This window comes from Planktothrix rubescens CCAP 1459/22, from assembly GCA_904830895.1.
Taxonomy (GTDB): domain Bacteria; phylum Cyanobacteriota; class Cyanobacteriia; order Cyanobacteriales; family Microcoleaceae; genus Planktothrix; species Planktothrix agardhii.
The window spans coordinates 3354416-3379384 of record LR882958.1; the positions used below are offsets into that span (position 1 = coordinate 3354416).

Here is a 24969-nt window from a genome sequence, read left to right on the forward strand (position 1 = left end):
TAACGATTAACAGTTATGTTGTTTCCTCCGCTTAGGCAAGTTAATGCAATATTGGTCAATCCCGATAACATGAACAAGATCGTGTTATATTATATGCGAGGTTTTGGAAATTCGATAAGATTCCAGACATACAAGTTTAGGTTATATCTTAATACAGATAAACAAATATCCCTAAGAAAAAAGGAACTAATGTGATTAATCAAATTTAATATTTACATTTGGTATATTATTTTGCCTAATCCATTCTGTCATTAAATAAGGATGTACAATATGCAGAGATTTACCCGAATTAGAGTAAATTAAATGTTTCTCCACTTCGATAATATGTGTATCTTTAGATAAAAAGTCCTTAAGATTTTTTGTTACTAACACAGAAGCATTACCAGCCAAGGCTGTTTCAAGAACATGACGATCTTCAACATCACGTAATGGAATAACGCCAGTTCCTCCTAAAGTTAACTGAGGGCCACCTATTATTCCGGCTTCTGCATAAGCCTGGATTGTCCGAACGTAATCTTGTGCTGTAGATTCTGAAACACCCATTTTATTGACTAATACCAAATATAGACGATCTAGCATCTCATAGGAGATAATAAGTTGAACACAACCCAACTCGCAGATTCCTTCTTGAACAACGTTAACTAAAAATTGGCACGCTGTATTTTGCCAGCCTTTCTTATTAGCAAGCATAACAGCACACCAAATATTGAGGTCAAGGCATAATCGTAGTATGTTATTCATAAAAATTGATTAGCAAGTCAGAGAAACTGCTAGAGATAAAAGTTCATCTTCAGTTTCAATTTCTTCTAGTGTTTCTACTTTCATTTCTTCCATAACTAATTGATTGGCTTTTTCATATTCAAGATTTAGCAATTGGCGAGTAAAATCTTTTGTTGATTTTACTTCAAAATCAGAACTTTCTGAAAGAGAATTAAGACCTAACATGGCTAAAGACAATAAAATTTCTAAGGCTTTTTTGTTGCCATTTAAAGATTCATAAAGCATTAGACTGTTAAAGTCTTCTAAGCTAATAGTTGATAGTAAAAAAAATTTTTCTTGATTTGTAATATTGAAATTTATTTCTATTTTTTCGATCTCATTTTTGAAACCAAGTTTTTCTAATTCTCTGAGTTGATCATTGTTAAAATTTTTCTCATTCAGCCAAGATATTTTATATTCTAAATCTTGATTACCTTTCAGACCTCCAATGCGAAAAGTGCCATTGGGCATTTCATAAAAATCAATCCCCAAGGATTTTAAAGAGGCAATTGTTTCTTGTTTTGCTTTAACAATATCCATCGTTTTTACCTTGATTCTTGTTTGATCCTAAATCAAGATTATCATAAATTCTCGAAAATAGCTATAATCCTTAACTGGGTTTCTCAAAATATTATTAGTTATGATAAGTTTATGAATATGGGTAATCTCAAGGAAATGGCAATGCTAACTAAACAAGATTGGGACTGGTTGGCGACTGGATCAGAATATCAAATGGCTGTAACTATCGAGCAACTATTACAGGAGAATCAAGTGATGGAAGCCAGAGAAGGACTTTATGCCTTAATTGAATCTATGGGAAAATCGAAAAAATTAGCATTAAAAAGTCAGTTAATTCGGTTAATGGTTCATGTGATCAAATGGAAATGTCAACCTCAAAAACGCACGAATAGCTGGGCGATCAGTATTCTCTCAGCCCGTCGAGAAATCGAGGATATTCAAGAGGAAGTTCCCAGCTTGAATCGAGATTTTATTGAATCAATTTGGGATAAATGTTTTCAAGCTGCTGTAAAAGAGGCTGAACTGGAAATAAGGAAAGTTAAATGTCATTTGACTTCTCTTTCTTGGTCAGAGGTTTTTGAGGATGAATATATTTTATCGGATGATGAGCAAGAAGATTAAGGTAGCGATCTGAAACAGAGTTTCTCCAAATCCTATTAGTTATGATAACCTTTTTTTAAAGATTTAACAACAACTAGAACTATCAGGAGCGCAACAGGAATTATCAGAATTTGTGATCGTAACGTGATAATGCTCTCCCTTGGTTTCTTCGGGTTTACGAATAGCATTCCGTCTACAATCGAATTCTGGGGCTGATTCAATATAAAACGGCGACTTATGGGAATACCAATTTCTACTCATTTTCAACCCCATCTTCGTTGATCAAAATATCTTGTTCCTCTGCTTCTACATTAAATTCCACACGACTCTGTAAAACAATTTCTTCAATTACTGCTGCACCTTTACCCCGTTCTAAAACCCTATCAAAATGACTCATCAGTTCTGGAATATTAATCACTTCTTCTATAGATTCCATATATTTTTGAACAATAGCTTTAATATTATATTTTTCCGTCGCTTTTTCTCTGATTTTGTTTAAGATTGTTTCAACGGTATGTTCTGTTTTCACAACAAAAGTAATCGGATATCTCTGAACCTTGTCAATATCGAGAAAATATTTACCTGCATCAAGAGTTTCTGTGACTTGAAAAAATCTTCCCAGGGGTTTCATTACAAAGTCTATACCCCCATCATTTGCGTTGGTTCGACCCGTTTTATATAAAATTAAATATTCCACGTTCAGTTCATCGGGTGACCAACCCCAATATATTTGTTGGTCTGCATAATATTCTTTCAAAATAGCATAGCTGACAATTTCAAAAACTCTTGCATCTATATTAGGTTTCAGTAAATCTTTAATAAATTTAACCGCTTGTGAAGGATCTTGTTTCTGAATATTGATCATCTGTTGACAATAGATCATAAAGTCATTGAATGCTTGACCACGCGCCAATATATAAGCATCAATAATATCTTTAATCGCTTCAGCAATATTTATTTGAGAATTATCAATAGAACATTTCAAGAGATTTTCATTAATCCAATATTTATTGGTTTTAGCATCTCTGATTATAGGTACATAATATGATGTTGGAAAGTATTTTTTAAATTCTTCATTTAGTCTACTATTGAGGGCATGATTTTGGAGTTTACTTCCAAATGGAAGTTCTCTTTGTCTCTGAAGAAGTGTTGTAAATTTTGCTCCTTCATAATCACTATAATTGCCATTAATATGAAACTTATTATTTAGATAGTCCTCGACCAAGACATATATAGCATAATGATTTGCCAATCCTGCTCGTGACTTGGAACCACGATTAGCAGCTTTTGTTTTAATATTTAGATATTGTAATAACTCGCTAGAATCTAAGATTTTACTTCCCTGTTCAGGGAAATATATATTTAAAATTTCAGTAATCTTATCGGTAAATTCATGCTGTACTGTCGGCATTAAAAAGCTCCTTTTGGATGAAATCAAAATTTTGAATTTTTTTATTTCTTCTAGTCTGTTTTTTCTGTGGAGGTAATAGCTGATCACCTTTATATTCTTGCCATCCCAGAACTCGCCTTAGACCAATTTTAAGATACTCCTCTTGAGATTCTATACTAATAGAATTTCTTCCTAATCGTTTGGATACTGCACCCGATGTAAATGTACCTCCAAATGGATCAAGTACAATACCACCCTCCTGACTACTAGCAAGAATTATCCTCTCTAGCAATGCTTCAGGTTTTTGGGAAGGATGGTTTTCATATTCTTCCATAAGATATCTAACACGAGGAAAATACCAGACATTCCCCGGTACTTTTTCCGAATTATAGGGACTAGGAACCGATTTTCTATAATCAATTAACTTTCTTTGTGCGCCTGTTTTTGCTTCTACTTTAATATTGTTCGAGTTGAATACATAATTACTTTTATTTTTAACACAATAAAGTATGGGTTCATACATTGATCCAAAGTATTTTTTAGCTTGAACTCCTGAACTATCATAATGCCATATAATGCGACTCAAAATTACTATTTTATTTCTTAAATAAAGATCAAAATATGGCATCGCTTGGGTACTTGCCATCACATATAAAGTTCCATTAGGCTTTAATATCCGAATACACTCATCCAGTAACTTATAAGCCCATACTGCATATTCCTCATCAGACTCCCACTTATCGTGGAAATTTGAGAATTGTTTCCCGATATTGTAGGGAGGATCAATAAAAATTAGATCTACAGATTCAGATGTTATTTCACTCGACAAAATAGGTAAAGAATCACCGTGAAATATAATATGTCCCTGGTCTTCATATCGTTCAAACATTACCATTGGTTAGGAAAGTAATTTATAAACCAATAAAGTGTTTCTAGCTATTAGCGATCGCCCTAATCTAAAGTTACTAAATATCACCTTAGATCAGTACTTATTATAACCTTTTTTTAAAGATTTAACAACAACTAGAACTATCAGGAGCGCAACAGGAATTATCAGAATTGGTGATGGTAACGTGATAATGCTCTCCCTTGGTTTCTTCGGGTTTACGAATAGCATTCCGTCTACAATCGAATTCTGGGGCTGATTCTAGGGGGATAGTTTCATGGGGTAAAATTCCTAAAATATCTTGATAATAGGGGCCGTTTATGTTATTATAAATATGGTAGGTTTTATCACAAACTGCCATCCGTTCCCCCCGATATAAAATATGTCCGTCATCGTCCATGACTTGTTTCCAAGGCCCTTTATAAATCACGGCTTGGTTTACATCTAAACAGGGGCCGTCTTTGCCTTTAAATGCAGTAACCGTTAGGGAACGAAACTCAATACCATCAATAACTTGCCAAGGTTCTTCCTGTCGAGCTAATATCTCAATGCCGTAAAATCCGGCCTGTTCAAACCGTTCTAAAAATTCATTTTCCCGAAACGCTCCAGCAATACAACCACTCCAAAGATCGGGATCATTTAAAATCCTAGGTGTGGGATCTTGATCGCAAACAATATCGGAAATAACTGCCCTTCCGCCCCGTTTTAAGACTCGATAAATTTCTTGAAATAGTTGATCCTTATCCTGGGGACGGACTAAATTTAAAACACAATTAGAAATAACAACATCAACACTATGATCAGCAATTAAAGGGTTTTGTTGACGGAGGCGATCGCATTCTAACTCAAATTTTCCTAGGTCTTCAATTGATTGAATCGGATTAACTTTTAAACTCTGTTGAACTTGATCTAAATCTAAGGCTAAATCCTGAATTTTTGCCTTAACAAAGCTGGTATTAAAATAGCCTAATTTCTCCGCTATTTCCGGTTGATAGCTGCGGGAAAGAGCCAACATTGTATCATTAAAATCTACCCCAATCACTTGACCGGATGCTCCTATTTTTTGCGCGATCATATAACAATTTTTACCCGCCCCGGAACCCAAATCAACTACGGTTTCCCCTGGGTTAACATAACGAGTAGGATCACCACAACCATAATCTTTATCTATAATTTCCTGGGGAATAATTTCTAAATATTGATTTTCCTGATATTCCACCGGACAACAGAGGGAAGGTTGTACCGTTTGGGCTCCCGCTTTGTAGCGTTCAATAACTGTTTCTTCAATATTGTAATTCATATCACGGATTTAAGAGGATTTGAACACGGATTAAGAGGATTTCACGGATTTCACGGATTTTAATTAGTTAATGGTTCACTATTAACTGTTCACTATTAACTGACAACTATTAACTGTTCACTATTAACTGACAACTATTAACTGATAACTGATAACTGTTAACTGATAACTGATTTCATCCGCCCCAGATTTTTTTAATTACTTGATCGGGAGAGATATCAGACATTTTGCCTGAAGGAGATTTAAGCCCAATTACCCGATCGCTTTTTGGTAATAATTTAGCGGGTTCTGTTGGGCCAAATAAGGCGATCGTATAGGTTCCCACCGCAACGGCTAGGTGCATGGGGGCGCTATCGGTACAAAGCATTAAATTCGCCGAGGCGATCATCGCCGATAATTTACCAATATCCTCCGGTTGGGTGACTTTAACCTGGGGACAAGATTCGACAATTTGCCGCACTAAGGCCCCATCTTCTGGCCCCTGGACAATGATCACGGGGAGGTTAGGTTGGCGCTGTTGAATATCTTGAATAATTTTTTGCCAACTGGCCACGGGGTAGATTTTATCAATGCCTTTTTGTTTGGCTAACTGGCTAGATCCCCCATGAATCAAAATATAACCACTATCCTTGACTCCTAACCGTTTCTGTTCCGCTTCTCCCCAGTCGAGATCCAGTTTGGGCACATTAATTGATAATCCTGGGAAGGGACTAATAATATCCAACCCTTTGAGCAGGTCATAATACATTTCGGCGGCGTACTGCTCTGGTTTTAAGGGGACTGGGTTGCTAATAAATAACCCCTCACCCCCGCCTGCGTAACCAATGCGGGTGGGGATACCCGTTAACCACAATAACAACCCGACTGTCCAACTTTGACCCAGGGAGACTACCACTTCATATTCCCGGTCACGGACAATTCCTAAAAAATTTCCCCAGTCGGCTAAACTGTTCCGTCCCTTGAAATCATAGGTTAAAATTTCAGAAACGGACTTACAAACTCGATAAGCTCCCCTGGCTCTGGGTTCTACCATAACAGAAATTTGGGCTTCAGGATAGGCTTGCTTGAGGCCATCAAGGGTGGGAAAAAACAGGATTTGATCGCCTATTCCACCTGGGACAAGGGCTAGTATTCTCATAATTAAAGAGTTAATCTACAAGGTCAGCTTAATTCTAATATGAACATAGAATTGTCAATTTTACCTCTAAATTTTCACAATGCACCTATTAATTCCGGCGGCGGGTATGGGACGAAGAATGGGGAGCGATCGCAACAAATTGCTCCTAACTTTATTGGATAAACCCCTATTAGCCTGGACACTTGAAGCGGCGGAGGCTTCAGCTTGTATTGAATGGATCGGGATCATGGGTCAACCCGTGGATTTTCCCGACTTTCAGGAAATTTTAGCCCAGCTTAATTTAACTAAACCCGTCGAGTTAATTCAGGGGGGTGAAACCCGTCAACAATCAGTTTATAATGGCTTACAGGCCTTACCAACCGATGCGGAGCGGGTGTTAATTCATGATGGGGCGAGATGTTTGGCCACACCGGAGTTATTCGAGCGCTGTGGGATGGCTTTGCAGACTTGTTCGGGGTTAATTGCGGCGGTTCCAGTTAAGGATACGATTAAGGTTGTTGATCAAAATGGGTTAATTTTAGATACCCCAAATCGCCAACAATTATGGGCGGCGCAAACTCCCCAAGGTTTTGAGGTGAAATTATTAAAAGAATGTCATGATCAGGGACGTCAACAGGGTTGGGAAGTCACCGACGATGCCGCTTTATTTGAAAAATGTGGGTTATCCGTTCATATTGTTATGGGAGAAGAAACTAATTTGAAAGTGACAACTCCTGTAGATCTAAGTGTGGCAGAATTTATTTTAAGATCAAAAATCAAAAATCAGGAATAAAAATATGATCGCCAAAACTACATTGAATAACTGGAAAAATATCTTAATTCGTGAGTTCATTAATCTCGGAATTATTAATTTATATTTAGCCTCATCCTTTAGTATTTTAGTAACCTTAAATTCCCTAGCTTTAGTTAAATATGGCATTAATGGCTTTAACTACGGAATTGAGATTATGGGAGCTTTAGTTTTAGGAAAGGTAATTCTTTTATCGGAAAAAATGCCAATTGTAGAACGCTATCAAGATAAGCCGTTAATTATTTCGGTGGGTTATAAATCCGTTTTATTTACCATCATTGCTTTGTTTTTTAATAGTATAGAACATTTAATTGTAGGTTTATTTCAACATGAATCTCTGGAACGGATTTTAATAGAATTTAAAAATCAAGTTTCTCAAATTGATTTATTTTATCAAATTTTATGTTTATTGATTGTTTTTATTCCTTTCTTTATGATGAGAGAATTGAATAAAATCTTAGGAAAGGGAACCTTATTTAATTTGTTTTTTAACAATAGGAGTTTGAAGGTTAAGGAAGTTGCTTCAATGCCTGTTCAAGAACTTCTACTCCAGCATGGGTCAGATGGGCATTTTCACTAATATAACGTTTCCAGGCTTTTGTCCCTGGTTGTTGGGCAAATAAATCTAAAAAATGGCGGGTCATACTATTTAGTTTTACCCCTTTTTTTAACCAATATTCCAGATAGGGATACATAGCTTCTATGACTTCTTGACGGGTCAAGGGAGGTGTCTTTTCTCCATAGATTTCTTGATCCGCCGTTGCAAACAAATAGGGGTGATCATAGGCGGCGCGTCCGATCATCACAGCATCAACAAATTGCAATTGATCTTTAACTTCTGTTAGGGTTTTAAACCCGCCATTAATTTCAATAAATAGCTGAGGAAACTCTTGTTTTAAACGATGAACTTCTTCATATCTTAATGGGGGAATAGTCCGGTTTTCTTTGGGGCTTAAACCCTGTAACCAAGCTTTGCGTGCATGAACACTAAAATGTTGACATCCGGCGTTAGCAACTATTCTGACAAAATTCGCCATATCTTCATATTTATCCTGGTCATCAATACCAATTCGATGTTTAATTGTCACCGGAATATTAACTACTTTTTGCATTGCTTCTACTGCTTTAGCCACTAACTCCGGTTGCGCCATTAAACAAGCCCCAAAATTGCCATTTTGCACCCGATCACTGGGACATCCCACGTTTAAATTAACCTGGTCATATCCGATATCTTCGGCTATTTTAGCGCAAGTTGCCAGATGATTCGGATTATCTCCTCCTAATTGTAATACTAGGGGTTTTTCTTCGGGTGAAAATCCCAATAATTGCTCTTGATCTCCATGCAAAATTGCCGCCGTTGTCACCATTTCGGTATATAGCAAAGTTCGCCGGGTGATTTGTCGCATAAAATAGCGATAATGGCGATCGGTGCGATCCATCATTGGTGCAATACTGAGGGGATAAACCTGATTTGAGGTGACAATTGAGGTCGGAAGATTCATGGAATTTAGGATTTTGTTGCTTTTAATTCTAAGGTGATTTTGAGTTTTCCACTCACGGGGTTAGACGGTTGCCAAGTTAGGAGTGATCGGCGAATTTGATCAATAATTAGGGCCTGTTTGAGATTATTCTCTAAATCCAGATCAGAGTCAAGATCATCAAAAATAGCTCGTTGGACATTGCCTTGATCAATAATTATTTCAAAGGTCACTTTTCCATTAATTTCATTGGCTAAATTTAAGCCTTGTAAATAACGGTTGAGGTCATTAATTAGGGTGCGATCGCTAATTCCTGTAACTTCAACAACTGTTATTTTTACCTGACTATTTCCAACTGCATTAATATTTGTGGGTTGTGGGTTTATTCCGCGAACAGGAGGGGGCGGTGGCGCAATTTCTGGACTCCGTTGACTGCCATAATTATTATAACCAGATGCAGAACGAGTTCGTCCTAAACTCATGGGTTTTGCTGATGGCAATTGAGAGGTTTCTGGAGTGCCAAAAATACCGTCATAACTCACCCCTTCGGGCAATTCTAGGGGAACTTCTACGGTGTGACGAGTTCCATTAGGATCGACTCTAACTTCTTCGCTGACGGCGACAAAAGCGGTATATTCAGATAGTAATTGATAGGATAAAGCGGTGCGTGTTACTCCTTCAACTCCTGATTTTGTTTCCCCGGAAAACATTTGATTCATCAGGTCTTTAATTCTCGCCCGTCCCCACAATTTGGCGATCGCAATATTACCAGATTCGTTATTATTGATCTCAGGAAAATTAACGGGTAAGGTTTGTTCATAGCGATCGCCTTTGGCGGTTATTCCGGTAATTTTTAATAAGCCATTACGACGATCTAATTTACGTCCAAATAATACTAAAGGTTGATTATCAAATAAATCAGATAAGCTTACCGGATAAATTTCAGGTTTTAATCCTTCCCCTTGCCAAGTGATTTCCAAATCGGTTAGAATGGGGTTATTAATCTGTTTAAAAAATGTTTCCACGACGGTTTCTGTGGGTTCATCTTGACGAACAATTTGGGTTGTTCCCTGGCCAATTTCTCCTAAACGATTAAGTAAAAAACGATTGACAGAACTTCCCACCCCAAAGGCGTACAATCTATTTCCGGGTTTAAGTTTATTTTGCACTGCTGCAATTATTTCTTGATCATTTCCAATATATCCATCTGTTAATAGAACAATACTGCGTAAGCGACCCTGGGAGGGAGAGGTAAACCTCATAACCGCCTGGATTCCATTTAATAATTCCGTCCCGCCATCTGCTTGTAATTGATTAATATAATTAATCGCTTTTTGTCGGTTAGCGGGGGTATTTTCTAAGGGAATTTCTGATAAGGTATTGGTGGTATTGGCAAAATCAATAATATTAAAGGTATCTTCGGAATTTAATCCTTGAATAAATCTTTTCATTAATTCTTGAGATTTTTTCAGGGGTTCTCCTTCTTGGGAACCGGAGGTATCCATCAGAAAAATAACATCTTTCGGAATAATTTGATTAGGATTATAACTAATTGCGGGTAACAAATAGGCGGCAAAATGTCCTCCCTGTTGATCTGCTTCTGTTAATACCGATGCTCTGGTATTTTCTCCTGAAATCTGATATCTTATAATTAGATCTTTATTAGGAATTTGATCGGATTGATCTAAACTAACAAATATCCGATTTCCCTGCTGTTGGGTAATAATTTTATGGGAAGTTGATCGGACATTTTCAATCGCAACCCCAGCATCAATTTCAACATCAACTTGAATATTATGGGGAGATTTTGCCTCCTGTTCAATAATTGGTGACGTGATCCGATCCGCATCGGGAACTTGATTAGTATTGGGTTGATTTTTATTAATTAATTGACCGGGAATATAACGGGGGCCAACTACCATCGGAAACACAAATTCATAGTTTCCCCCTTCAAATTTTAATTGATCAATATAGCGAATCGTTACGGATATTTGTTCGCCCGGTTGAATATTAGCTACAGACTGAGTAAAGATATTATCTCTTTCCTGTTCTAATAATGCGGTGGTGCGACCTTGAGCTTTAGCCCGTTGATAGATTTCTTTGGCGCCTTCTCGGGTTTCAATTTTGGATTTTATGGTGCGATCGCCTATTTTAATTACCATCTGATCAACGGCGGCTTGATCGGGAAGGGGGAATACATAAATCGCTTCTAAAGGTTCTTGAAACGGATTTTCAAAGGTTTGAGAAACTTCAACCTGTGAAACATTTCCCGAAATTTTAGCCTTAACCTGGGTTTGCTTTAGGGGAAAAACTTGGCTTTTAGTTTCAGATTTAACATATAAACCACCTAATTGTTTATCCATGGTTTGTTGCGGAAGTTGTGCTAATTTTAATACTGAGGATTGAGGATTCAACTGTTGAGGTAAACTGGCAAAACTTGGGGTAGTATTTCCAATAAAATGTAACCCACTAAAAATCATAATTCCCAAAGAAAGCTTTGTTATATTTGATAAAGGGTTCATAAATAAAATTGTCATTATTTGAGTTAGACTATTAATTGGAGATACTCACTAAGACCCGATTCTGATTATAAACGTTCCTGAGTCAGATCACTTTTTTACATTCCCAAAACGACCGCAGGAAAAGCTACAATTTTCGTCTGTAAGTAGTGATTGTATCGTTTTTTACTCCGTCTGAATCATCAGATTTTCAGGAAAATTCAGCAGGGACTCAATAAACGGCTATAATCTGAGGTTGGGTTATGAATAAAACCGATCTAATCCGTTCCCAAATTATTTACTATTGAGTTCTAATGCTTCCAAATCAAACCCTAATTCGGATTTTTATAAGTACGGGAGAAGTCTCTGGCGATTTACAAGGGTCAATGTTAATTGAAGCCTTATTCAGACAAGCCAAAAATCAGAATATCCCTATAGAAATTATAGCATTAGGTGGGGAAAAAATGGCCGCAGCCGGAGCAATATTATTAGGAAATACTACAGGAATTGGTTCCGTTGGGCTTTTAGAATCTTTACCATATATTATTCCGACTTATTTAATTCAGCAAAAAACTAAACAATATTTAAAAAATCATCCCCCCGATATTGTAATTTTAATTGATTATATGGGGCCGAATATTGGTATCGGAAATTTTATTAAAAATCACTTCCCCAAATTGCCGATTTTCTATTATATTGCACCGCAAGAATGGGTCTGGTCATTAGGTTCAAAAAGTACGGAACAAATTATTAAGTTAACCGACCAAATTTTAGCGATTTTTCCAGAAGAAGCTCGTTATTTTAAATCAAAAGGTGCGAAGGTTACTTGGGTGGGTCATCCTTTATTAGACCGGATGAAAACGGCTCCCAGTAGAGAAGAATCTCGGATAAAATTAGGGATGAAACCCGATGAAATTGCGATCGCCTTACTTCCGGCTTCCCGATGGCAAGAAATTAAATATTTAATGCCAATATTATTGGAAGCTGCTAAACAAATTCAATCCAAAATTCCTGGGGTTAAATTTTGGATTCCGGTATCTTTACCCGAATATTATAAAACCATAGAAACCGCCATTAAAAACTATCAATTAAATGCGGTTTTAGTTTCAACAAAATCAGGAAATTGTCAAACCTTAGAAGTAATATCCGCCGCCGATTTAGCCATTACCAAATCAGGAACAGTTAATTTAGAAATTGCCTTATTAAATGTTCCCCAAGTTGTGGTTTATCGAGTCAGTAATTTAACCGCTTGGCTGGTTCGTCGTTTCTTAAATTTTTCAGTTCCGTTTATATCCTCAACTAATTTAGTGCAAATGCAAGCCATCGTGCCTGAACTTGTTCAAGAAGAAGTGACTCCTGAAAATATTGTGCGAGAGGCGATAGAATTGCTAACTAATCAACCCAAACGACAGGAAATATTAAATCGCTATCAACAGATGAAACAAGCATTAGGAGAGGAAGGAGTGTGCGATCGGGCAGCTTTAGAAATTCTCAGTAGTATAGCAGGGAACACCGGAACAGAAAAGACATCATAGGAAAGTTTTTCGGCTGAATATCTTGCCAAAATTAGGGTTTCTAAGATATCATAGAGACGGGCAATCATTCTATCGCCTAACATGAATTTGTGATCCTTGGGCAAACGATTTAAAATGGGGACATACCATTTAATTAAATCGTAGGTTTTTTGGATAATCGGCAGTTCTTCCATTAACAAAACTTAATATTTTAGAAAAAATAAAAACGCTCGCTTCGCTCGGACACAAGGGAAAAGAAAAAAGAAGGGTAGAGGGCAAAAGAGCTAAAGAAAATAGGGCTAAGAATCCCGCACACTAACCAGGGACGCACCTACAACCCAACAAACCCGAAAGCCGACGCTGACGCTGAAGTAGACGGGGTGACCGGTGATACGATTAGCAGAACGGCAGTAATCAGGATCGCTGATCCACGAACCGCCCCGCACACAATGAGATCTTTCATCACTTAATAAGTTGACTAAATTTTCAACACTATAGATTTGATAACGATTATCATTCTTATTCTGCTCATCCCAAACTTCCCCTTGTGTTGGTGCTCCTTGATAGTTTTCATGCCAAGGGTCGGCGCACCATTCCCAGAAATTACCATGTAGATCATACAACCCAAAGGCGTTGGGAGGGAATTGACCAACAGGGGTGGTTTCCTGTCGATATATTCCCTTGGGTTCCTCTGCATAGGTTTCAGTTCCATCATAATTGGCTAAATCACTGGTTAGGGTTTCTCCAAAGTAAAATGGGGTGGTAGTTCCCGCACGACAAGCATATTCCCATTGGGCTTCTGAGGGTAAACGGTAGGGGCGTCCGGTGCGTTGCAGCAGTCGGGCACAAAATTCTACCGCATCGTACCAGGAAACGTTTTCTACGGGTCGGTGAGAACCCCCCCTAGCCCCCCCTTGGTAAGGGGGGGAACTGGAGGTTTCTGAAGCCCCTGTTTCTAAAGGGGGTCGGTTAGAACCCCCCCTAGCCCCCCCTTGGTAAGGGGGGGAACCGGAGGTTTCTGAAGCCCCCCCTTTGTAAGGGGGGGTTGGGGGGGGTTTGCTTGTTAAAGGGGGTTGGGGGGAAACTCCTAAAGCCCCCCCTTGGTAAGGGGGGGTTGGGGGGGTATCTTTGAAGCGAGAACAGTCAGGATCAAGATCCCGTTGAATTTTAGGCCCCTTAGCCACGGCTTTCCACTGGGCTTGGGTGATGGGATATTTGGCCATGAAAAAAGGAGGGACTGTAACTTGATGTTGAGGATATTCGTCTTTGTCTCCTTTCCCCTCCAGTGAACCCATGAGGAATGTCCCCCCAGGAATATAAACCATGTCTAAGGTGACTCCATCCCCCAAGTCTTCGGTGAAGTATTGGGCCTGTTTGGTTTCCTGGTTGATAATTTTCCCCCAGTTATTAACAGTAACGGTTTCAAAGGAAAACACCGATAGGGGCAGTTCTTCAGAGGGTTCGGCTTCTAACTGTTGTGCTAGGGTGAGGATAGGGGCAAAGCCAGCTTCTTGGAGTAAATCCCCATAACTTTCGACTAAAGAGGCTAAACGCACCCGTTCTTGAGCATCGGCTTTTTTTAAAGCTTGTTGTATCGCTATTTTAATTTGTTCAAGGGCTTCCCCTGGTCGAGTATAGGCTAGGGCTGTCCAGTGGGGTTCGGGGCCTAATTGCCAAGCAATGCGGCTATTATTAGGTAGGGAAATTTGTTGTTGGATGTAACCTGTCATATAGTCCGCCAGACGGTTGAGGCGACGTTCTCCAAAGTTGGCTTTGAGGCGACGGAGTAACAAGTCTCGGACTTTGCCATCAATAGCATAGAGTTCCCGTCCGACTGAAACACAGAGGGAAGATAACAAGATATCCGCAACAGCAATAAAATCACAGTCAGGAACGAAATTTTCCCGCAAACAATATAATAAATGAGGCGTGAGGGCGAGGGGAAAAGCCGCATGACATAATAAGTCCATCGTCTTGGGCTTGGGTTTAAAGCGTTCTGCAAAGGCTTCAAACCGATGGTCAGCGAGTTGTTGTCGGATATCATTAACCATTAGAAATCGGGTTTTTTTCCTTGTTCCCTGGTTCTACCAGGGAATATTAACGGGAGGCTCTGCCTCCGAATCATAGCAGGCGGAGCCTGCAATAAGCATTGCTAGGTAGAACCTAGCAACGAGAAATTACACGAACCATGGCATTGAGTCCAGAACAGTTAAACTCAAACATGGGAAGATGGAGAGTTTCTATTATTCCTGATGCTGTTGTATTTTGCCAACGATCTTCGGGTAAAGGATTAAACCAAATTATAGACCGTACTAAGGGTTCTATTTGATCAAAAAAGACTTGAGTTAATTCAATTCGTTCTGGATTATAATTTCCCCGTCCTGCTCCCCCATCACTAAAAATTACCACAATAGTTCGATTTTTGTGCAGGGTTGGAAGAATTTCATCCAGGGGTTTTGCTTGGGGTTGGTTGGGAAATAAATAAAGATAATTATGGGGACAATTTCTAAAGTAATAAATTTGGGTTTTCCCAAAGGTGTGTTTTTTGAGACTGGTGATTAATTGTTGGGCTAGAATATGAAACGGAATCATGGAACCATCCCAGTCTATTAACAATAATAATTCTAGGGAATTAACCCGACGAGGACGGAAAACGGGTTCAAAGATTTGACCTTGACGGTAAATTTGAGCTAAGGTTGCGGGGATATCGAGTTCAGTTGCATGACCTTCTGGAATGGGATATCGTAAAAAACGCCAACTTTGCAGGATTTGTCGTTCTGTAACGGGTAAATTTTGAACGTTAAAACTAAAGTCTTTGGAGGGTTTTTTTTCGTTTTGGGGTCGAAATCCTTCGCCGCGTAAAGCAATGGGAATTTGCACGGAATTGGATGGTTTTGGGGTGGGTATTTTGTCAGGAGTTGAGGGGTTTGGGTTGGGGGTGATTTCGGGAGTGGGGGGAGTTTTAATTGTCTCAGATTTTAATGGGGTTTCCGGTAATTTTTGTGACTGAAAACGGGCAAAATAACGATCAAATTCCGTATCAAAAATACCAGAATTAAAAGATTCTTTGGGTTTAAACCACAGCAAACGACAGAGTTGTTTCAGGTCGGCTAAATTGCTTTGACCAAACCCTAAAGTTAACGCTTGTTGAAATAACAGATATTGTTCAACGGTCAGCGACATTCCTGCGTCTCGTAGGTGCAGAAATAAACCTAAATAATTAGGGTAATTTGGGTTATTCATCGCATTTCCGTTGATAGGAGTCTTGACTTTCTTTGGTTTTTAGTAAAGTTCCCAATAGAGGGAGATTACTCGCTAAATCTTTAATATCTTCAAATGCTTCAGATACAGGTTTCTTAAGGAGAATTTTCATCAAGTCCAACAGTTCGCTAGTTCCGGCTTTTTTAGCATTTGGGCGGTTACTTCCCATTTCTCGTACACCTAAAAACTGATCAACTGCTTCATCAACTAATTCGAGTTGGTCTGAGTTGAGATTAGGAAAATGCAGGTTAACAATTTTAATTAATTCTTCTTCATCAGGAAAATTCAAGTAATAATATAAACACCGACGGAGAAACGCATCAGGAAGTTCTCGTTCTCGGTTACTGGTAATAATCACAAGGGGAGATTGTTCCGCTTTGATGGCATTATCTCCCGTGGCTCCAATTTCAGGTATTTCAAACTCTAATTTATCTAATTCTAACAATAAATCATTGGGAAAGTCAATATCGGCTTTATCAATTTCATCAATTAATACAATCGGTCTAACTTCTTTGACTGCAAAAGATTTTCCTAATTCTCCTCTTTTTAAATAGGCTTTTTGATTGTTTAATCGTTTAATAACGGCTTTAATTTCATTTTCTTCTAAATAGTTTTTTGAGTTATTCATCCCTAAAAATTGAGCATCTCTTAAGCGGGCGATCGCATCATAGGTGTATAATCCATCCTGGGCGCGAGTGGTGGATTTAATATTCCAAGGAAAATAGGGCCATTTTTGATTATTTTCCTTGAGATAACGTTGACTAAATTCATAGGCGATCGCAGGTGCGAGTTGTGTTTTCCCACAACCGGGTTCCCCTTCTAAAAGTAAGGGACGTTCTAAAGCGATCGCTAAATTAACTGCTTGAATTAATCCCTTTTCAGGACGATAGGGACACAGTTTCTTTCCCCGTTGATTCGGTTCCGGTTGCGGTTGACATTGTTTATCACCTGTGTATTCTAAAGGTTGATTCATAACGTAAAACTCCGTTCTATATCTGAATAATAGTTTATACTGCAAGACTCACAAATTTGCTCTAAAGTGAAAATTGGTAGACTGTTTTGTTCTATAATATCTTCAATACAACCTTCGATCTGTTCTGTGGAGTAGTTGTATAATAAATTAGGGAGTTGAGCACCTCCCCATGTCCGAATTACTCCCTCTTTAAAATCCTGTATGGGGGTTAAGTCAATGAGTAAGTTAGAAGGTGAGTTAAAAGTTTTATTTCCTACAATAAATAAGATCATTTTAAAAGGGTTTTTAGAAGAATTATGGTTATTAATTTTATCAATAACTCTTAACCAGACTCGTTCTAAAAATGACTCTAAACCTTGATCAACTTTATGAATATCTGTAATGGATAAAATAACAGTTCGAGTAGTCCACTGTTGATAAAGTTGTTCAGCGATCGCTTCAGGATTAGGGTAACATTTGATTGATTCTCCCATATCTTCCCAAAAATCTAGGAGAGGTTTTTTATGGGGAATATTAAGAGGTTTTTGGTAAGCGGTGGAATTATAAGGAATTAAACCTGCTAAACGGTTCACTAACCATCGTTGTCCATAGCCTTTTTCCCCATGAATTAAAAAGGCTCCAACAGATTCCATTTGTCCCAAGGATCTGCGAAAATGATATTCTTGATCAATATAATTCAGATCGAATAACGCTTCCTTTAGTTTTTGGCTAGGAGTATTTGAGTTATTAAATATATTTGATTGTGATAGATCAACAACATCGGAGAACTCCAAACCCAATGTTTTAACAATTTCTTTAGCATAATCTGTATTAACGTTTTTACCAGCAAAGAAGCGTTTAACTGTATCTACTGAACAACCAACTTTAACAACTATTTGCTCATAAGTCCATTCTTTTTTTGTTTCCTGGGTTTTAGATTTCTGCGCGTTTCGGAGTAAGTTTTGTCCCTCCTCACTAGCTTTAACTCTACGCGGTTCTCTTTTTTTAATCATAGATAACAGTCATCACAGTGACACTAAACCTAATCCATTTTAGGGCAAATAGGGCAAATAGGGCAGATAGGGCAGATCAAATAGGGCAGTAGGGCAGATCATTTAAGTAACACGATCTGCTCTTGAACACAACAAATCATCTTGATAGGGTATTTACAGAAGCAAGAAACAAACGTTTTGCGCTGGGCCTGAACCTTGACAACTGCATAGCAACCTTTCGGTTGACATGAAAGGCCATCGATTCAGTTATCTGTTCAGACAAGTAAATCAACGGCAAAACTAATGATTAGTCAGATTGTACAACAGAACAACGGTGTTTCCTCACGAAAAAGGGTTAGTCAGCCCCTGACTATCGAGAAATTCCTGATCCCACTCAAGGAAATTCCCTCTCACCTGTTAACCCTGGACACATTCAAAGACCTGGTGACTCGCTTAGATTTACCGAAGGAATTTTGGGAGGCATTTGTAATGTTTCACCCTGATCGCTATGGCCATCAAATCCTGTTTCGGAATGATTCTGTTGAGGTGCTGGTGATGTGTTGGGGGCCAGGTCAACTCTCTGGCGTTCACCCTCATAAACAGGCAGCCTTAAATGTTACGAAAGTGCTGCAAGGGACTATTACGCAACAGCGATATATTACTGACGAAAAACGGAAGTTATTCTGTTGGAAAGAAGAAACCGTAAGTGCGGGAGAAATTACCTGGACTGACCGTTATGAATACCACCAGTTAGTTAATAACAGTGATGAAGATTGCGTAAGTTTAAACCTGTACGCACCCGTTCGCAACTAGGAATTAAATCACAGGAAAAGGTAATATTTTGCCTTTTCCTTTCTGAAGATTTCTGTTAGGAGGAAATATTATGGACTGTCTCAGAAATACCAAAGGCAAGAGAATGTGCGAGTTAGTTCAAATCCCCAATACAACCAAAGAGTTCATGTGTACTGAATGCAAAAATCAGTTTATCAAAAAAGGCGAGGGTAGCGATTTTGATGGGGTTTGGATACTGTTGATATTGTCTCTGCTATTCTTTGTTTTTCTGTTAAGTGGGTGTAGCAAACAATCAACCAAGTTACTGTTAATCAGAATTGCGGATAGTAGTGCTTCAGCCCTCAATGATCCGAAGCAAGCAAAAGGATCTAAAGATACTTGTTTTGGTCTGGCAGATGGGGCAAAACCAGGGGATCAACAGGCCTTAATTCAAGTGAGTCAAGACATTATTGCCACCGACCCAGCGATGATCAAAGACTCCAATGATGGCTATGCTGTCTGCCATCAAAAAACCGAATCTAAAGGCCAAGGAACCTATGTCTGTCCGGCTTTAGATTTGGCTGTTGAAATGAGCGATCGCCACCCTGAAACCCCAATTATTGTACTACAAATTCAGGCCAACGAAGGAGAAGAATTTTGTCCAGACACCTTAAAAACCTCGCCAATAAAGTCTCATCCCGACAAGGAAAACTCTTGATTATTGGCAGTACCAACGATGGCAATACGGGGTTTAATACTAATCTTTGGAATAGCCTCAAAGATTTACCTAACACCCAGTTTTGCAATCAGAATATCCGAAGCTGTGTCAAAGATTCAATCAAAAATATTCGTTCTAATCAGGAGAAGTAAACCTATGATTTCCAAATTTGATGAAGACGTGATTTTACAGGAATTTATTGCTGAGAAGTTGTTACCTGAACAACTCCCCAATATCTTCGTGCTTTACCCTCGCTTAAGCCAAAATTTGACGATTTTAGCGCCGTTAAAATATGCCTTAGAAATGAAGCGACGGTATCAAGTTAGTTAATTATCCTTCCCACTCGAACAATTAAACTTTGTTAGGAAAGTGTTGTTATTTTATATTCAATGCTACTAAAGTACACTTTCCTAAATCTTTAATCCATCTTACTCTGTGAGGAAAATTATCCTATGAACTTACACAAATTTATCGTTCTTTTCTGTATCACAATTGCTGCATTAATCAATAGTCGTGGACCCTTTGCGGCTTTAGGTGGATTTCCTGGCGAATGGCGCTGGGTTATTGCGATCGCAGTTAGTTTTCCTCTTGTTTATTTCACAGAATGGGCTATTGCTTATGATGTGGCAATTTCCAGTATTAAACGAGATATTCACCATGATCAGGAGCAAATAGAAGCCAAAAAAAGAAACACCAAAAATCAACTAATTGCAGTGCGCGCAGAAGCAGAACAAATGGTCTTTAATGCAGTTTTGAAAGACTATTTACATCAAAAAACAAAAGTCTTTGTTGTTTTTGCCACTGGGCTTTTAATTGTGGAGTATGCAGCCACTCTATTTTATGTGCGTTTTCAAGGGGAAGATACCGATTGGATTATCTATATTGTCCCCTTACTCGGAATCATTTTAACAATAATGACAGGATTTTATACCGGAAAAATTATTCGTTATCCTGAATATAAACGGCAAATTTCCCAAAAGTTTGATGCTTATTATCAACAACGTTATCAAGAAAACCCCGATGGAATTAAACACGCCAGTCGTGAGTTTTGGGTCTTAGAAGAACTAACTAAGTATGTGTTAGATCATCCTCAATCTACCCCTGAACAACGCAATCAAAAAGAAAATCAAGTTTGGATTGAACTGCTAATTCATCAACATAATCAAGTCTTGAAACAAGGACAAAAAGCAATTCAGGAGAAAAGACGCCAGTTAAATCAAAGTCCAGTGGGGTTAATTAGTCGAGAAGCTTGGGAAACTGCCATTAATGAGGAGATCAAAGCCATCACTGAGGAGTTCCAATTAGAACTTTACCAGATTCAAAGTGAATTAAAACGACGGGGCTATTCTATGGAATCTAATCAGGTCTTATCGACTGAAAAAATGAATTCTATTAAGCCTCCTAAATGGCAACTTAAACCTGATTCTCATTCCTAATTATTCAAGGAAGTCTCACTGATGCTAGGTGGACTTCCTTAAATTTAAGGGAAATTAAGAAGAACTATCAACCTCATCATCCGAATAGTCTACGGATCGATATTCAACATAATCTGTTGAATTATCATTCGGACGGCGATCTTCAGAATAGCGATATTCTGAAGAAGCAGAGGGACGACGGCGAGATCGGGGTGCATCAGAAGCCGAAGTTGTCCAATCTTCTCGATCTACCGCAGGCGTTGCGGGAGGGCGGTTAGAGCGACTTCTGGGAGGTCTTTGTTGCCGTTCTCTAGGGGGTTCTCCCCAATCCGAGGTCGGTTCTGGACGAGATTCTGGACGAGATTCTGGACGAGATTCTGAACGAGATTCTGGACGAGATTCTGGACTGGGACGACGTTTGCGAGGACGTTCCGCCGAGGTCGGATAGTCAACGGCACTACTTTTGCGACTAGAGGGACGCCGACGAACCGTATCATCCTCATAAGCATCGGCTCGGCTCAAACGAGTATCACGACTCCCGCGAATTTGACGGGCCATCGGCATATATTCGTCCGTCGGTTCGAGTTCATCTAATTCTGCATCCACCCGATAAACGTCACTGACATAGCGTTCATCGTCCACAATGGGCCCTCGTTCCTTAGCTTGGACAACGGCAATTCCTCTGAGGCGAACACTTTCCACCGCAAAGAAAACCGCACTTCCAGTTAATAAAAATTGACCAAAGGCTAGAATTGGATCAAGTCGCCATCCTTGAAACAACAGAATCCCGCCACAGAGTAACGCAATGGCAGCAAAGAAAATATCATGATCCCGTGCTAGTTTTGGCCGCCAAGAACGCAGGAAATATAATCCAGCACCAGAAACCGCGAGGGCAATGCCCACTAAGCTGCTGAAATTTAAACCTAAATTAACCATTATTTTTTCTCCTATGCCAGTCCTATCTTAGCGATTTCTTTTGAAAATCTCTAATCACCGGAGCTTGGGGCTGGGTATTTTGGCAACAATACAACATTAGGGGCTATCGATTCAGACAAAATTCTGATTCTTAGCCCCTAAGTTTATGGGTTTAACCAGGATTTTGGCAAGTCTGCCTAGACCTGTTCCCAGATAACCAGTCTAGGAACGAATTACTTTATCTTTTTTGCTGATAAAGAGCAGACCGACAGTTGCAGGAATCACCACAATCAGGATTCCAGCCAGCAAACTATAGAAAAAGTTCATTAATGAAGGTGTCATAACAAATGCGATCCTTGTCTTAGATTGATTTCTTGGTTTAACAGTTTAACAAAATTTCACAATCTTGAGAAGGTATTTGTCTGTTTATGAGAAAACTTCCCAAAACCGCTAGAATTGATCCGATAAACAGTAACAAAACTTAAAATATTTTTTCCGATCCTATGGACACAATAACAATTTTAACTTGGGGTTTAGGTTTAATTCTGGGTTTGATGACCTTTTTGTTTATTTTCAGAATCGTCCTCACCTGGTATCCCCAAGTTAACCAGCAGCGTTTTCCATTTAACCTAATTGTTTGGCCCACCGAACCCTTTTTAGTCATTACCCGCAAAATTGTTCCCCCCGTGGGAGGGGTAGATATTACCCCGATTATTTGGGTGGGACTATTTAGTTTGTTACGAGAAATGCTCCTCGGTCAACAGGGATTATTAAGAATGATGTAGGTTAATCTTTGAATATTAGTGGATCAGGATTTAGATCAAAACAGTGTATTATGTCCGATACTGGCGGTTTTGTCCAGAATTTCAATAACAACTATATTGTCTAAGTCTATTTATGTTAAACCGAATTATTCAATTTTTCAAACGACTGATTCAACGCCTGTTTGGGAAGCAACCTAGTCCTCCATCGCCATCGGTTGAAGCAACTCCAACTCGCACGGATACGGAATATGAAGCCCTATTTCTGCAACTGTTGGACACCTTACAACCTAATAGCAGTCGAGGACAAATTAAGGGATGGTTAATTGGTAACAGAGTTCAAGAAGCGCAGTTAGTGGCTTGGTTGGAACGGTTTGGAACTCGTTTACAGGAAATACCCAGCCAACACGAAGAACTCGCACGACGTCTGGTATTTTTAGCGAGTCTGGATATTGGTGATTTAGGAGATGTGGCGGGAAGTATTGGCAGAAGCATTTTGGCCCAATTAACTCCACAAACCGAGGTTATAAATTCCGATATTAATGAGATTAAACCAATCATTGATGCAGAATTTATCGAGGATGGGGTTGCGACTCCAGCAAATCCTTCTGAGAATATTGAGGTTTCTCCAATTATTAATGCAGAATTTATTGGGGATGGTGTTGCAATTTCAAGGGAAGAAGAAACCCCAATAGTTGAAGAAACTCCCGTTATTTCCCAACAGGAAATTACTCCTGAAGTTACTCCAATAGTTGAAGAAACTCCCGTTAGTTATCAGCAGGAAATTGTTCCTGAAGTTACTCCAATAGTTGAAGAAACTCCCGTTATTTCCCAACAAGATATAATTCCTGAAGAAACCCCAATATTTGAGGAAACTCCCGTTATTTCCCAACAGGATATAATTCCTGAAGAAACCCCAATAATTTCCCAACAGGAAATTATTCCTGAAGAAACCCCAATATTTGAAGAAACTCCCATTATTTCCCAACAGGATATAATTCCCGAAGTTACTCCAATAGTTGAAGAAACTCCCGCTAGTTACCCACAAGATATAATTCCCGAAGAAACTCCAATAGTTGAAGAAACTTCACCAGAAGTTAAACAATGGTTTGAGCAAGGAATAAAACAAGATGAAGCTGGAGACTTTTATGGTGCTTTAGACTCATTTGATCAATTGCTTCAACTACAACCGAATCATATTCGTGTTTGGTTTTATCGAGGTAATACCCTCAGAAATTTAGGCAGAATTGAAGAAGCTCTATCCTCCTTTGAACAAGCGATTATCCTGAAACCAGAATATGCAGATGCCTGGAATAATCGAGGTAGTGTTTTAGAGGTTTTAGGGAATATGGAAGAAGCCTTAAAATCCTATCAACTTGCAGTTGATTTAGAACCCAATGATCCTTATATTTGGAATAATCGCGGAAACGCCCTATCGGATTTAGGAAGATTAGAAGAAGCCTTAGAATCCTATCAACAGGCGATTCAATTAGAGCCTAATTATTTTAACGCCTTATATAACCAAGGCATTTCACAACTCAATTTAGGACAATTAGAAGCAGCCTTAATTTCCTTTAACCGTGCGCTAGAATTGCAACCGGATGATGCCGATGTTTGGTATAATAAAGGTCTGACATTACAGGATTTAGGACAAACAGAAGCAGCCGTTGCCGCCTTTGAAAAAGTCAGGGAATTGCAACCGGATGAAATCGAAGGTTAAACCCATTAAAGTAGGGTGCGTGTATTGGAATACCCGCACCATTGCACTAAAATTAATATAATATTTATGCGTTTTAACCCCTATTTATTAAAGACCGTAACGGTTGTTGCGATCGCATTTTCCCTAAACAGTTGTAGCAGTAAACCCGCAGACTGCATCAAACTTATCGGTATCATCAATGAAGGTCAAACCCTAGTAGTTAACCTCAGTCCTAAATTAGATGGGAAAACCACACAACAACTGTCTCAAGAATTAAACAGTATTGCCAAGGAGATAGAAACCCTAACGATTAAAGATGAATCCTTACAAACCTTTCAAAAAAACTCAACCCAACAGTTTAAAGACCTCTCCAATAGTCTCAAACAAATCGCTGAAGCTCTAACCATTGCGGAGAAAGCTCCCGTTACTCCAGAAGGGAAAAAACAACTATTAGAAGCCCAGAAAACTGTCCAAGAAGCCGGAGAAAAAGCCAAACAAATTGTTTCCAACAATGAAGTATTATTCAAAGAATTAGTAAATTATTGCCCCCAGAAAAAACCGTAAGAACTTGTAGGGTGCGGGTATCGTGGCGCACGCATCATCTAAGTGAAAT

Annotated in this window: 26 protein-coding genes; 11 read left to right on the plus strand and 15 right to left on the minus strand. The window is 38.8% G+C overall.

Annotated elements, in window-relative coordinates; genetic code table 11:
- Positions 1-195: 195 nt before the first annotated feature.
- The gene (locus NMG86_RS15680) at positions 196-741 is read right to left on the minus strand and encodes a PIN domain-containing protein (RefSeq protein WP_026798015.1); all 546 of its coding nucleotides are present in this window, start codon (positions 739-741) and stop codon (positions 196-198) included.
- A gap of 9 nt (positions 742-750) precedes the next feature.
- Positions 751-1299, minus strand: coding sequence for a hypothetical protein (locus NMG86_RS15685; protein ID WP_052338749.1), 549 nt, complete (start codon positions 1297-1299; stop codon positions 751-753).
- A 111-nt stretch (positions 1300-1410) separates the two neighbouring features.
- Between NMG86_RS15685 and NMG86_RS15690 the strand changes: the two genes are divergently transcribed.
- Positions 1411-1899: a DUF29 domain-containing protein gene (locus NMG86_RS15690; RefSeq protein ID WP_233423043.1), complete on the plus strand. Its 489-nt coding sequence runs from the start codon at positions 1411-1413 to the stop codon at positions 1897-1899.
- A 63-nt stretch (positions 1900-1962) separates the two neighbouring features.
- On the opposite strand, the gene NMG86_RS15695 is transcribed toward NMG86_RS15690, so the two are convergent.
- From NMG86_RS15695 to NMG86_RS15715, 5 genes are all read right to left on the minus strand, one after another.
- Complete coding sequence (locus NMG86_RS15695) at positions 1963-2139, minus strand: hypothetical protein (protein ID WP_155806284.1); 177 nt, start codon at positions 2137-2139, stop codon at positions 1963-1965.
- Positions 2132-3289, minus strand: a complete 1158-nt coding sequence (locus NMG86_RS15700; protein ID WP_026798016.1) for a hypothetical protein — start codon at positions 3287-3289, stop codon at positions 2132-2134. Before NMG86_RS15700 ends, NMG86_RS15695 begins: the two co-directional genes overlap by 8 nt.
- Positions 3270-4163: an adenine-specific DNA-methyltransferase gene (gene yhdJ / locus NMG86_RS15705; protein ID WP_237747625.1), complete on the minus strand. Its 894-nt coding sequence runs from the start codon at positions 4161-4163 to the stop codon at positions 3270-3272. The genes NMG86_RS15700 and yhdJ overlap by 20 nt, the downstream gene beginning before the upstream one ends.
- Positions 4164-4281: 118 nt before the next feature.
- The gene (locus tag NMG86_RS15710) at positions 4282-5454 is read right to left on the minus strand and encodes a DUF8838 domain-containing protein (protein ID WP_043938564.1); all 1173 of its coding nucleotides are present in this window, start codon (positions 5452-5454) and stop codon (positions 4282-4284) included.
- A 175-nt stretch (positions 5455-5629) separates the two neighbouring features.
- Positions 5630-6592: a glycosyltransferase family 9 protein gene (locus tag NMG86_RS15715; RefSeq protein WP_026786175.1), complete on the minus strand. Its 963-nt coding sequence runs from the start codon at positions 6590-6592 to the stop codon at positions 5630-5632.
- A gap of 79 nt (positions 6593-6671) precedes the next feature.
- Here NMG86_RS15715 and ispD point away from each other — a divergent pair, with 79 nt between their 5' ends.
- Positions 6672-7364, plus strand: a complete 693-nt coding sequence (gene ispD, locus NMG86_RS15720; RefSeq protein WP_026798019.1) for a 2-C-methyl-D-erythritol 4-phosphate cytidylyltransferase — start codon at positions 6672-6674, stop codon at positions 7362-7364.
- Positions 7365-7368: 4 nt separating this feature from the next.
- The gene (locus NMG86_RS15725; protein WP_026798020.1) at positions 7369-7962 is read left to right on the plus strand and encodes a hypothetical protein; all 594 of its coding nucleotides are present in this window, start codon (positions 7369-7371) and stop codon (positions 7960-7962) included.
- On the opposite strand, the gene dusA is transcribed toward NMG86_RS15725, so the two are convergent.
- Positions 7892-8884, minus strand: a complete 993-nt coding sequence (gene dusA / locus NMG86_RS15730) for a tRNA dihydrouridine(20/20a) synthase DusA (protein ID WP_026798021.1) — start codon at positions 8882-8884, stop codon at positions 7892-7894. The two genes, NMG86_RS15725 and dusA, sit on opposite strands and share 71 nt — an antisense overlap.
- 5 nt (positions 8885-8889) lie before the next feature.
- Positions 8890-11382 carry a VIT domain-containing protein gene (locus NMG86_RS15735; RefSeq protein WP_237747626.1) on the minus strand — a complete coding sequence of 831 codons (2493 nt, stop codon included), beginning with the start codon at positions 11380-11382 and terminating at the stop codon, positions 8890-8892.
- Between the two features lie 290 nt (positions 11383-11672).
- Between NMG86_RS15735 and lpxB the strand changes: the two genes are divergently transcribed.
- Positions 11673-12893: a lipid-A-disaccharide synthase gene (gene lpxB, locus NMG86_RS15740; RefSeq protein WP_199918646.1), complete on the plus strand. Its 1221-nt coding sequence runs from the start codon at positions 11673-11675 to the stop codon at positions 12891-12893.
- Between the two features lie 278 nt (positions 12894-13171).
- Here the strand turns inward: lpxB and NMG86_RS15745 are convergent, their stop codons facing one another.
- The 4 genes from NMG86_RS15745 to NMG86_RS15760 form a co-directional block, all read right to left on the minus strand.
- Positions 13172-14923, minus strand: coding sequence for a formylglycine-generating enzyme family protein (locus NMG86_RS15745; RefSeq protein WP_499103714.1), 1752 nt, complete (start codon positions 14921-14923; stop codon positions 13172-13174).
- 112 nt (positions 14924-15035) lie between these two features.
- Complete coding sequence (locus NMG86_RS15750; protein ID WP_026798023.1) at positions 15036-16115, minus strand: hypothetical protein; 1080 nt, start codon at positions 16113-16115, stop codon at positions 15036-15038.
- On the minus strand, positions 16108-17106 hold the full coding sequence (locus tag NMG86_RS15755; RefSeq protein ID WP_026798024.1) for an AAA family ATPase: 999 nt from the start codon (positions 17104-17106) through the stop codon (positions 16108-16110). The genes NMG86_RS15750 and NMG86_RS15755 overlap by 8 nt, the downstream gene beginning before the upstream one ends.
- A complete protein-coding gene (locus NMG86_RS15760; protein ID WP_026798025.1) occupies positions 17103-18098 on the minus strand; it encodes a hypothetical protein in 996 nt (331 codons plus the stop codon). Before NMG86_RS15760 ends, NMG86_RS15755 begins: the two co-directional genes overlap by 4 nt.
- A gap of 282 nt (positions 18099-18380) precedes the next feature.
- Between NMG86_RS15760 and NMG86_RS15765 the strand changes: the two genes are divergently transcribed.
- The 4 genes from NMG86_RS15765 to NMG86_RS15780 all read left to right on the plus strand — a co-directional run bounded on the left by NMG86_RS15765 (position 18381) and on the right by NMG86_RS15780 (position 21002).
- On the plus strand, positions 18381-18890 hold the full coding sequence (locus tag NMG86_RS15765; protein WP_026798026.1) for a cysteine dioxygenase: 510 nt from the start codon (positions 18381-18383) through the stop codon (positions 18888-18890).
- A gap of 70 nt (positions 18891-18960) precedes the next feature.
- Positions 18961-19566: a hypothetical protein gene (locus tag NMG86_RS15770; protein ID WP_026798027.1), complete on the plus strand. Its 606-nt coding sequence runs from the start codon at positions 18961-18963 to the stop codon at positions 19564-19566.
- 156 nt (positions 19567-19722) lie between these two features.
- Positions 19723-19896: a hypothetical protein gene (locus NMG86_RS15775; RefSeq protein WP_158442074.1), complete on the plus strand. Its 174-nt coding sequence runs from the start codon at positions 19723-19725 to the stop codon at positions 19894-19896.
- A gap of 122 nt (positions 19897-20018) precedes the next feature.
- Entirely contained in the window at positions 20019-21002 is a 984-nt protein-coding gene (locus NMG86_RS15780; RefSeq protein ID WP_026798028.1) for a hypothetical protein, read from the plus strand.
- 54 nt (positions 21003-21056) lie between these two features.
- Here NMG86_RS15780 and NMG86_RS15785 read toward each other — a convergent pair whose 3' ends face one another.
- Positions 21057-21917 carry a Ycf66 family protein gene (locus tag NMG86_RS15785; protein ID WP_026786164.1) on the minus strand — a complete coding sequence of 287 codons (861 nt, stop codon included), beginning with the start codon at positions 21915-21917 and terminating at the stop codon, positions 21057-21059.
- A 201-nt stretch (positions 21918-22118) separates the two neighbouring features.
- Positions 22119-22238, minus strand: coding sequence for a photosystem II reaction center X protein (psbX, locus tag NMG86_RS15790; RefSeq protein ID WP_071782561.1), 120 nt, complete (start codon positions 22236-22238; stop codon positions 22119-22121).
- A gap of 161 nt (positions 22239-22399) precedes the next feature.
- On the opposite strand from psbX, the gene NMG86_RS15795 reads away from it, so the two are divergent.
- From NMG86_RS15795 to NMG86_RS15805, 3 genes are all read left to right on the plus strand, one after another.
- On the plus strand, positions 22400-22681 hold the full coding sequence (locus tag NMG86_RS15795) for a YggT family protein (RefSeq protein WP_026786163.1): 282 nt from the start codon (positions 22400-22402) through the stop codon (positions 22679-22681).
- A gap of 112 nt (positions 22682-22793) precedes the next feature.
- A complete protein-coding gene (locus tag NMG86_RS15800) occupies positions 22794-24377 on the plus strand; it encodes a tetratricopeptide repeat protein (RefSeq protein WP_026786162.1) in 1584 nt (527 codons plus the stop codon).
- 66 nt (positions 24378-24443) lie between these two features.
- Positions 24444-24920, plus strand: a complete 477-nt coding sequence (locus tag NMG86_RS15805; protein ID WP_026798029.1) for a hypothetical protein — start codon at positions 24444-24446, stop codon at positions 24918-24920.
- Positions 24921-24969: the final 49 nt, after the last annotated feature.

Coding starts and splice junctions, on each gene's coding strand:
- NMG86_RS15680 (WP_026798015.1), bottom strand. CDS start 741: ATGAATAACATACTACGATTATGCCTTGACCTCAATATTTGGTGTGCT.
- NMG86_RS15685 (WP_052338749.1), bottom strand. CDS start 1,299: ATGGATATTGTTAAAGCAAAACAAGAAACAATTGCCTCTTTAAAATCC.
- NMG86_RS15690 (WP_233423043.1), top strand. CDS start 1,411: ATGAATATGGGTAATCTCAAGGAAATGGCAATGCTAACTAAACAAGAT.
- NMG86_RS15695 (WP_155806284.1), bottom strand. CDS start 2,139: ATGAGTAGAAATTGGTATTCCCATAAGTCGCCGTTTTATATTGAATCA.
- NMG86_RS15700 (WP_026798016.1), bottom strand. CDS start 3,289: ATGCCGACAGTACAGCATGAATTTACCGATAAGATTACTGAAATTTTA.
- yhdJ (WP_237747625.1), bottom strand. CDS start 4,163: ATGGTAATGTTTGAACGATATGAAGACCAGGGACATATTATATTTCAC.
- NMG86_RS15710 (WP_043938564.1), bottom strand. CDS start 5,454: ATGAATTACAATATTGAAGAAACAGTTATTGAACGCTACAAAGCGGGA.
- NMG86_RS15715 (WP_026786175.1), bottom strand. CDS start 6,592: ATGAGAATACTAGCCCTTGTCCCAGGTGGAATAGGCGATCAAATCCTG.
- ispD (WP_026798019.1), top strand. CDS start 6,672: ATGCACCTATTAATTCCGGCGGCGGGTATGGGACGAAGAATGGGGAGC.
- NMG86_RS15725 (WP_026798020.1), top strand. CDS start 7,369: ATGATCGCCAAAACTACATTGAATAACTGGAAAAATATCTTAATTCGT.
- dusA (WP_026798021.1), bottom strand. CDS start 8,884: ATGAATCTTCCGACCTCAATTGTCACCTCAAATCAGGTTTATCCCCTC.
- NMG86_RS15735 (WP_237747626.1), bottom strand. CDS start 11,382: ATGAACCCTTTATCAAATATAACAAAGCTTTCTTTGGGAATTATGATT.
- lpxB (WP_199918646.1), top strand. CDS start 11,673: ATGCTTCCAAATCAAACCCTAATTCGGATTTTTATAAGTACGGGAGAA.
- NMG86_RS15745 (WP_499103714.1), bottom strand. CDS start 14,923: ATGGTTAATGATATCCGACAACAACTCGCTGACCATCGGTTTGAAGCC.
- NMG86_RS15750 (WP_026798023.1), bottom strand. CDS start 16,115: ATGAATAACCCAAATTACCCTAATTATTTAGGTTTATTTCTGCACCTA.
- NMG86_RS15755 (WP_026798024.1), bottom strand. CDS start 17,106: ATGAATCAACCTTTAGAATACACAGGTGATAAACAATGTCAACCGCAA.
- NMG86_RS15760 (WP_026798025.1), bottom strand. CDS start 18,098: ATGATTAAAAAAAGAGAACCGCGTAGAGTTAAAGCTAGTGAGGAGGGA.
- NMG86_RS15765 (WP_026798026.1), top strand. CDS start 18,381: ATGATTAGTCAGATTGTACAACAGAACAACGGTGTTTCCTCACGAAAA.
- NMG86_RS15770 (WP_026798027.1), top strand. CDS start 18,961: ATGGACTGTCTCAGAAATACCAAAGGCAAGAGAATGTGCGAGTTAGTT.
- NMG86_RS15775 (WP_158442074.1), top strand. CDS start 19,723: ATGATTTCCAAATTTGATGAAGACGTGATTTTACAGGAATTTATTGCT.
- NMG86_RS15780 (WP_026798028.1), top strand. CDS start 20,019: ATGAACTTACACAAATTTATCGTTCTTTTCTGTATCACAATTGCTGCA.
- NMG86_RS15785 (WP_026786164.1), bottom strand. CDS start 21,917: ATGGTTAATTTAGGTTTAAATTTCAGCAGCTTAGTGGGCATTGCCCTC.
- psbX (WP_071782561.1), bottom strand. CDS start 22,238: ATGACACCTTCATTAATGAACTTTTTCTATAGTTTGCTGGCTGGAATC.
- NMG86_RS15795 (WP_026786163.1), top strand. CDS start 22,400: ATGGACACAATAACAATTTTAACTTGGGGTTTAGGTTTAATTCTGGGT.
- NMG86_RS15800 (WP_026786162.1), top strand. CDS start 22,794: ATGTTAAACCGAATTATTCAATTTTTCAAACGACTGATTCAACGCCTG.
- NMG86_RS15805 (WP_026798029.1), top strand. CDS start 24,444: ATGCGTTTTAACCCCTATTTATTAAAGACCGTAACGGTTGTTGCGATC.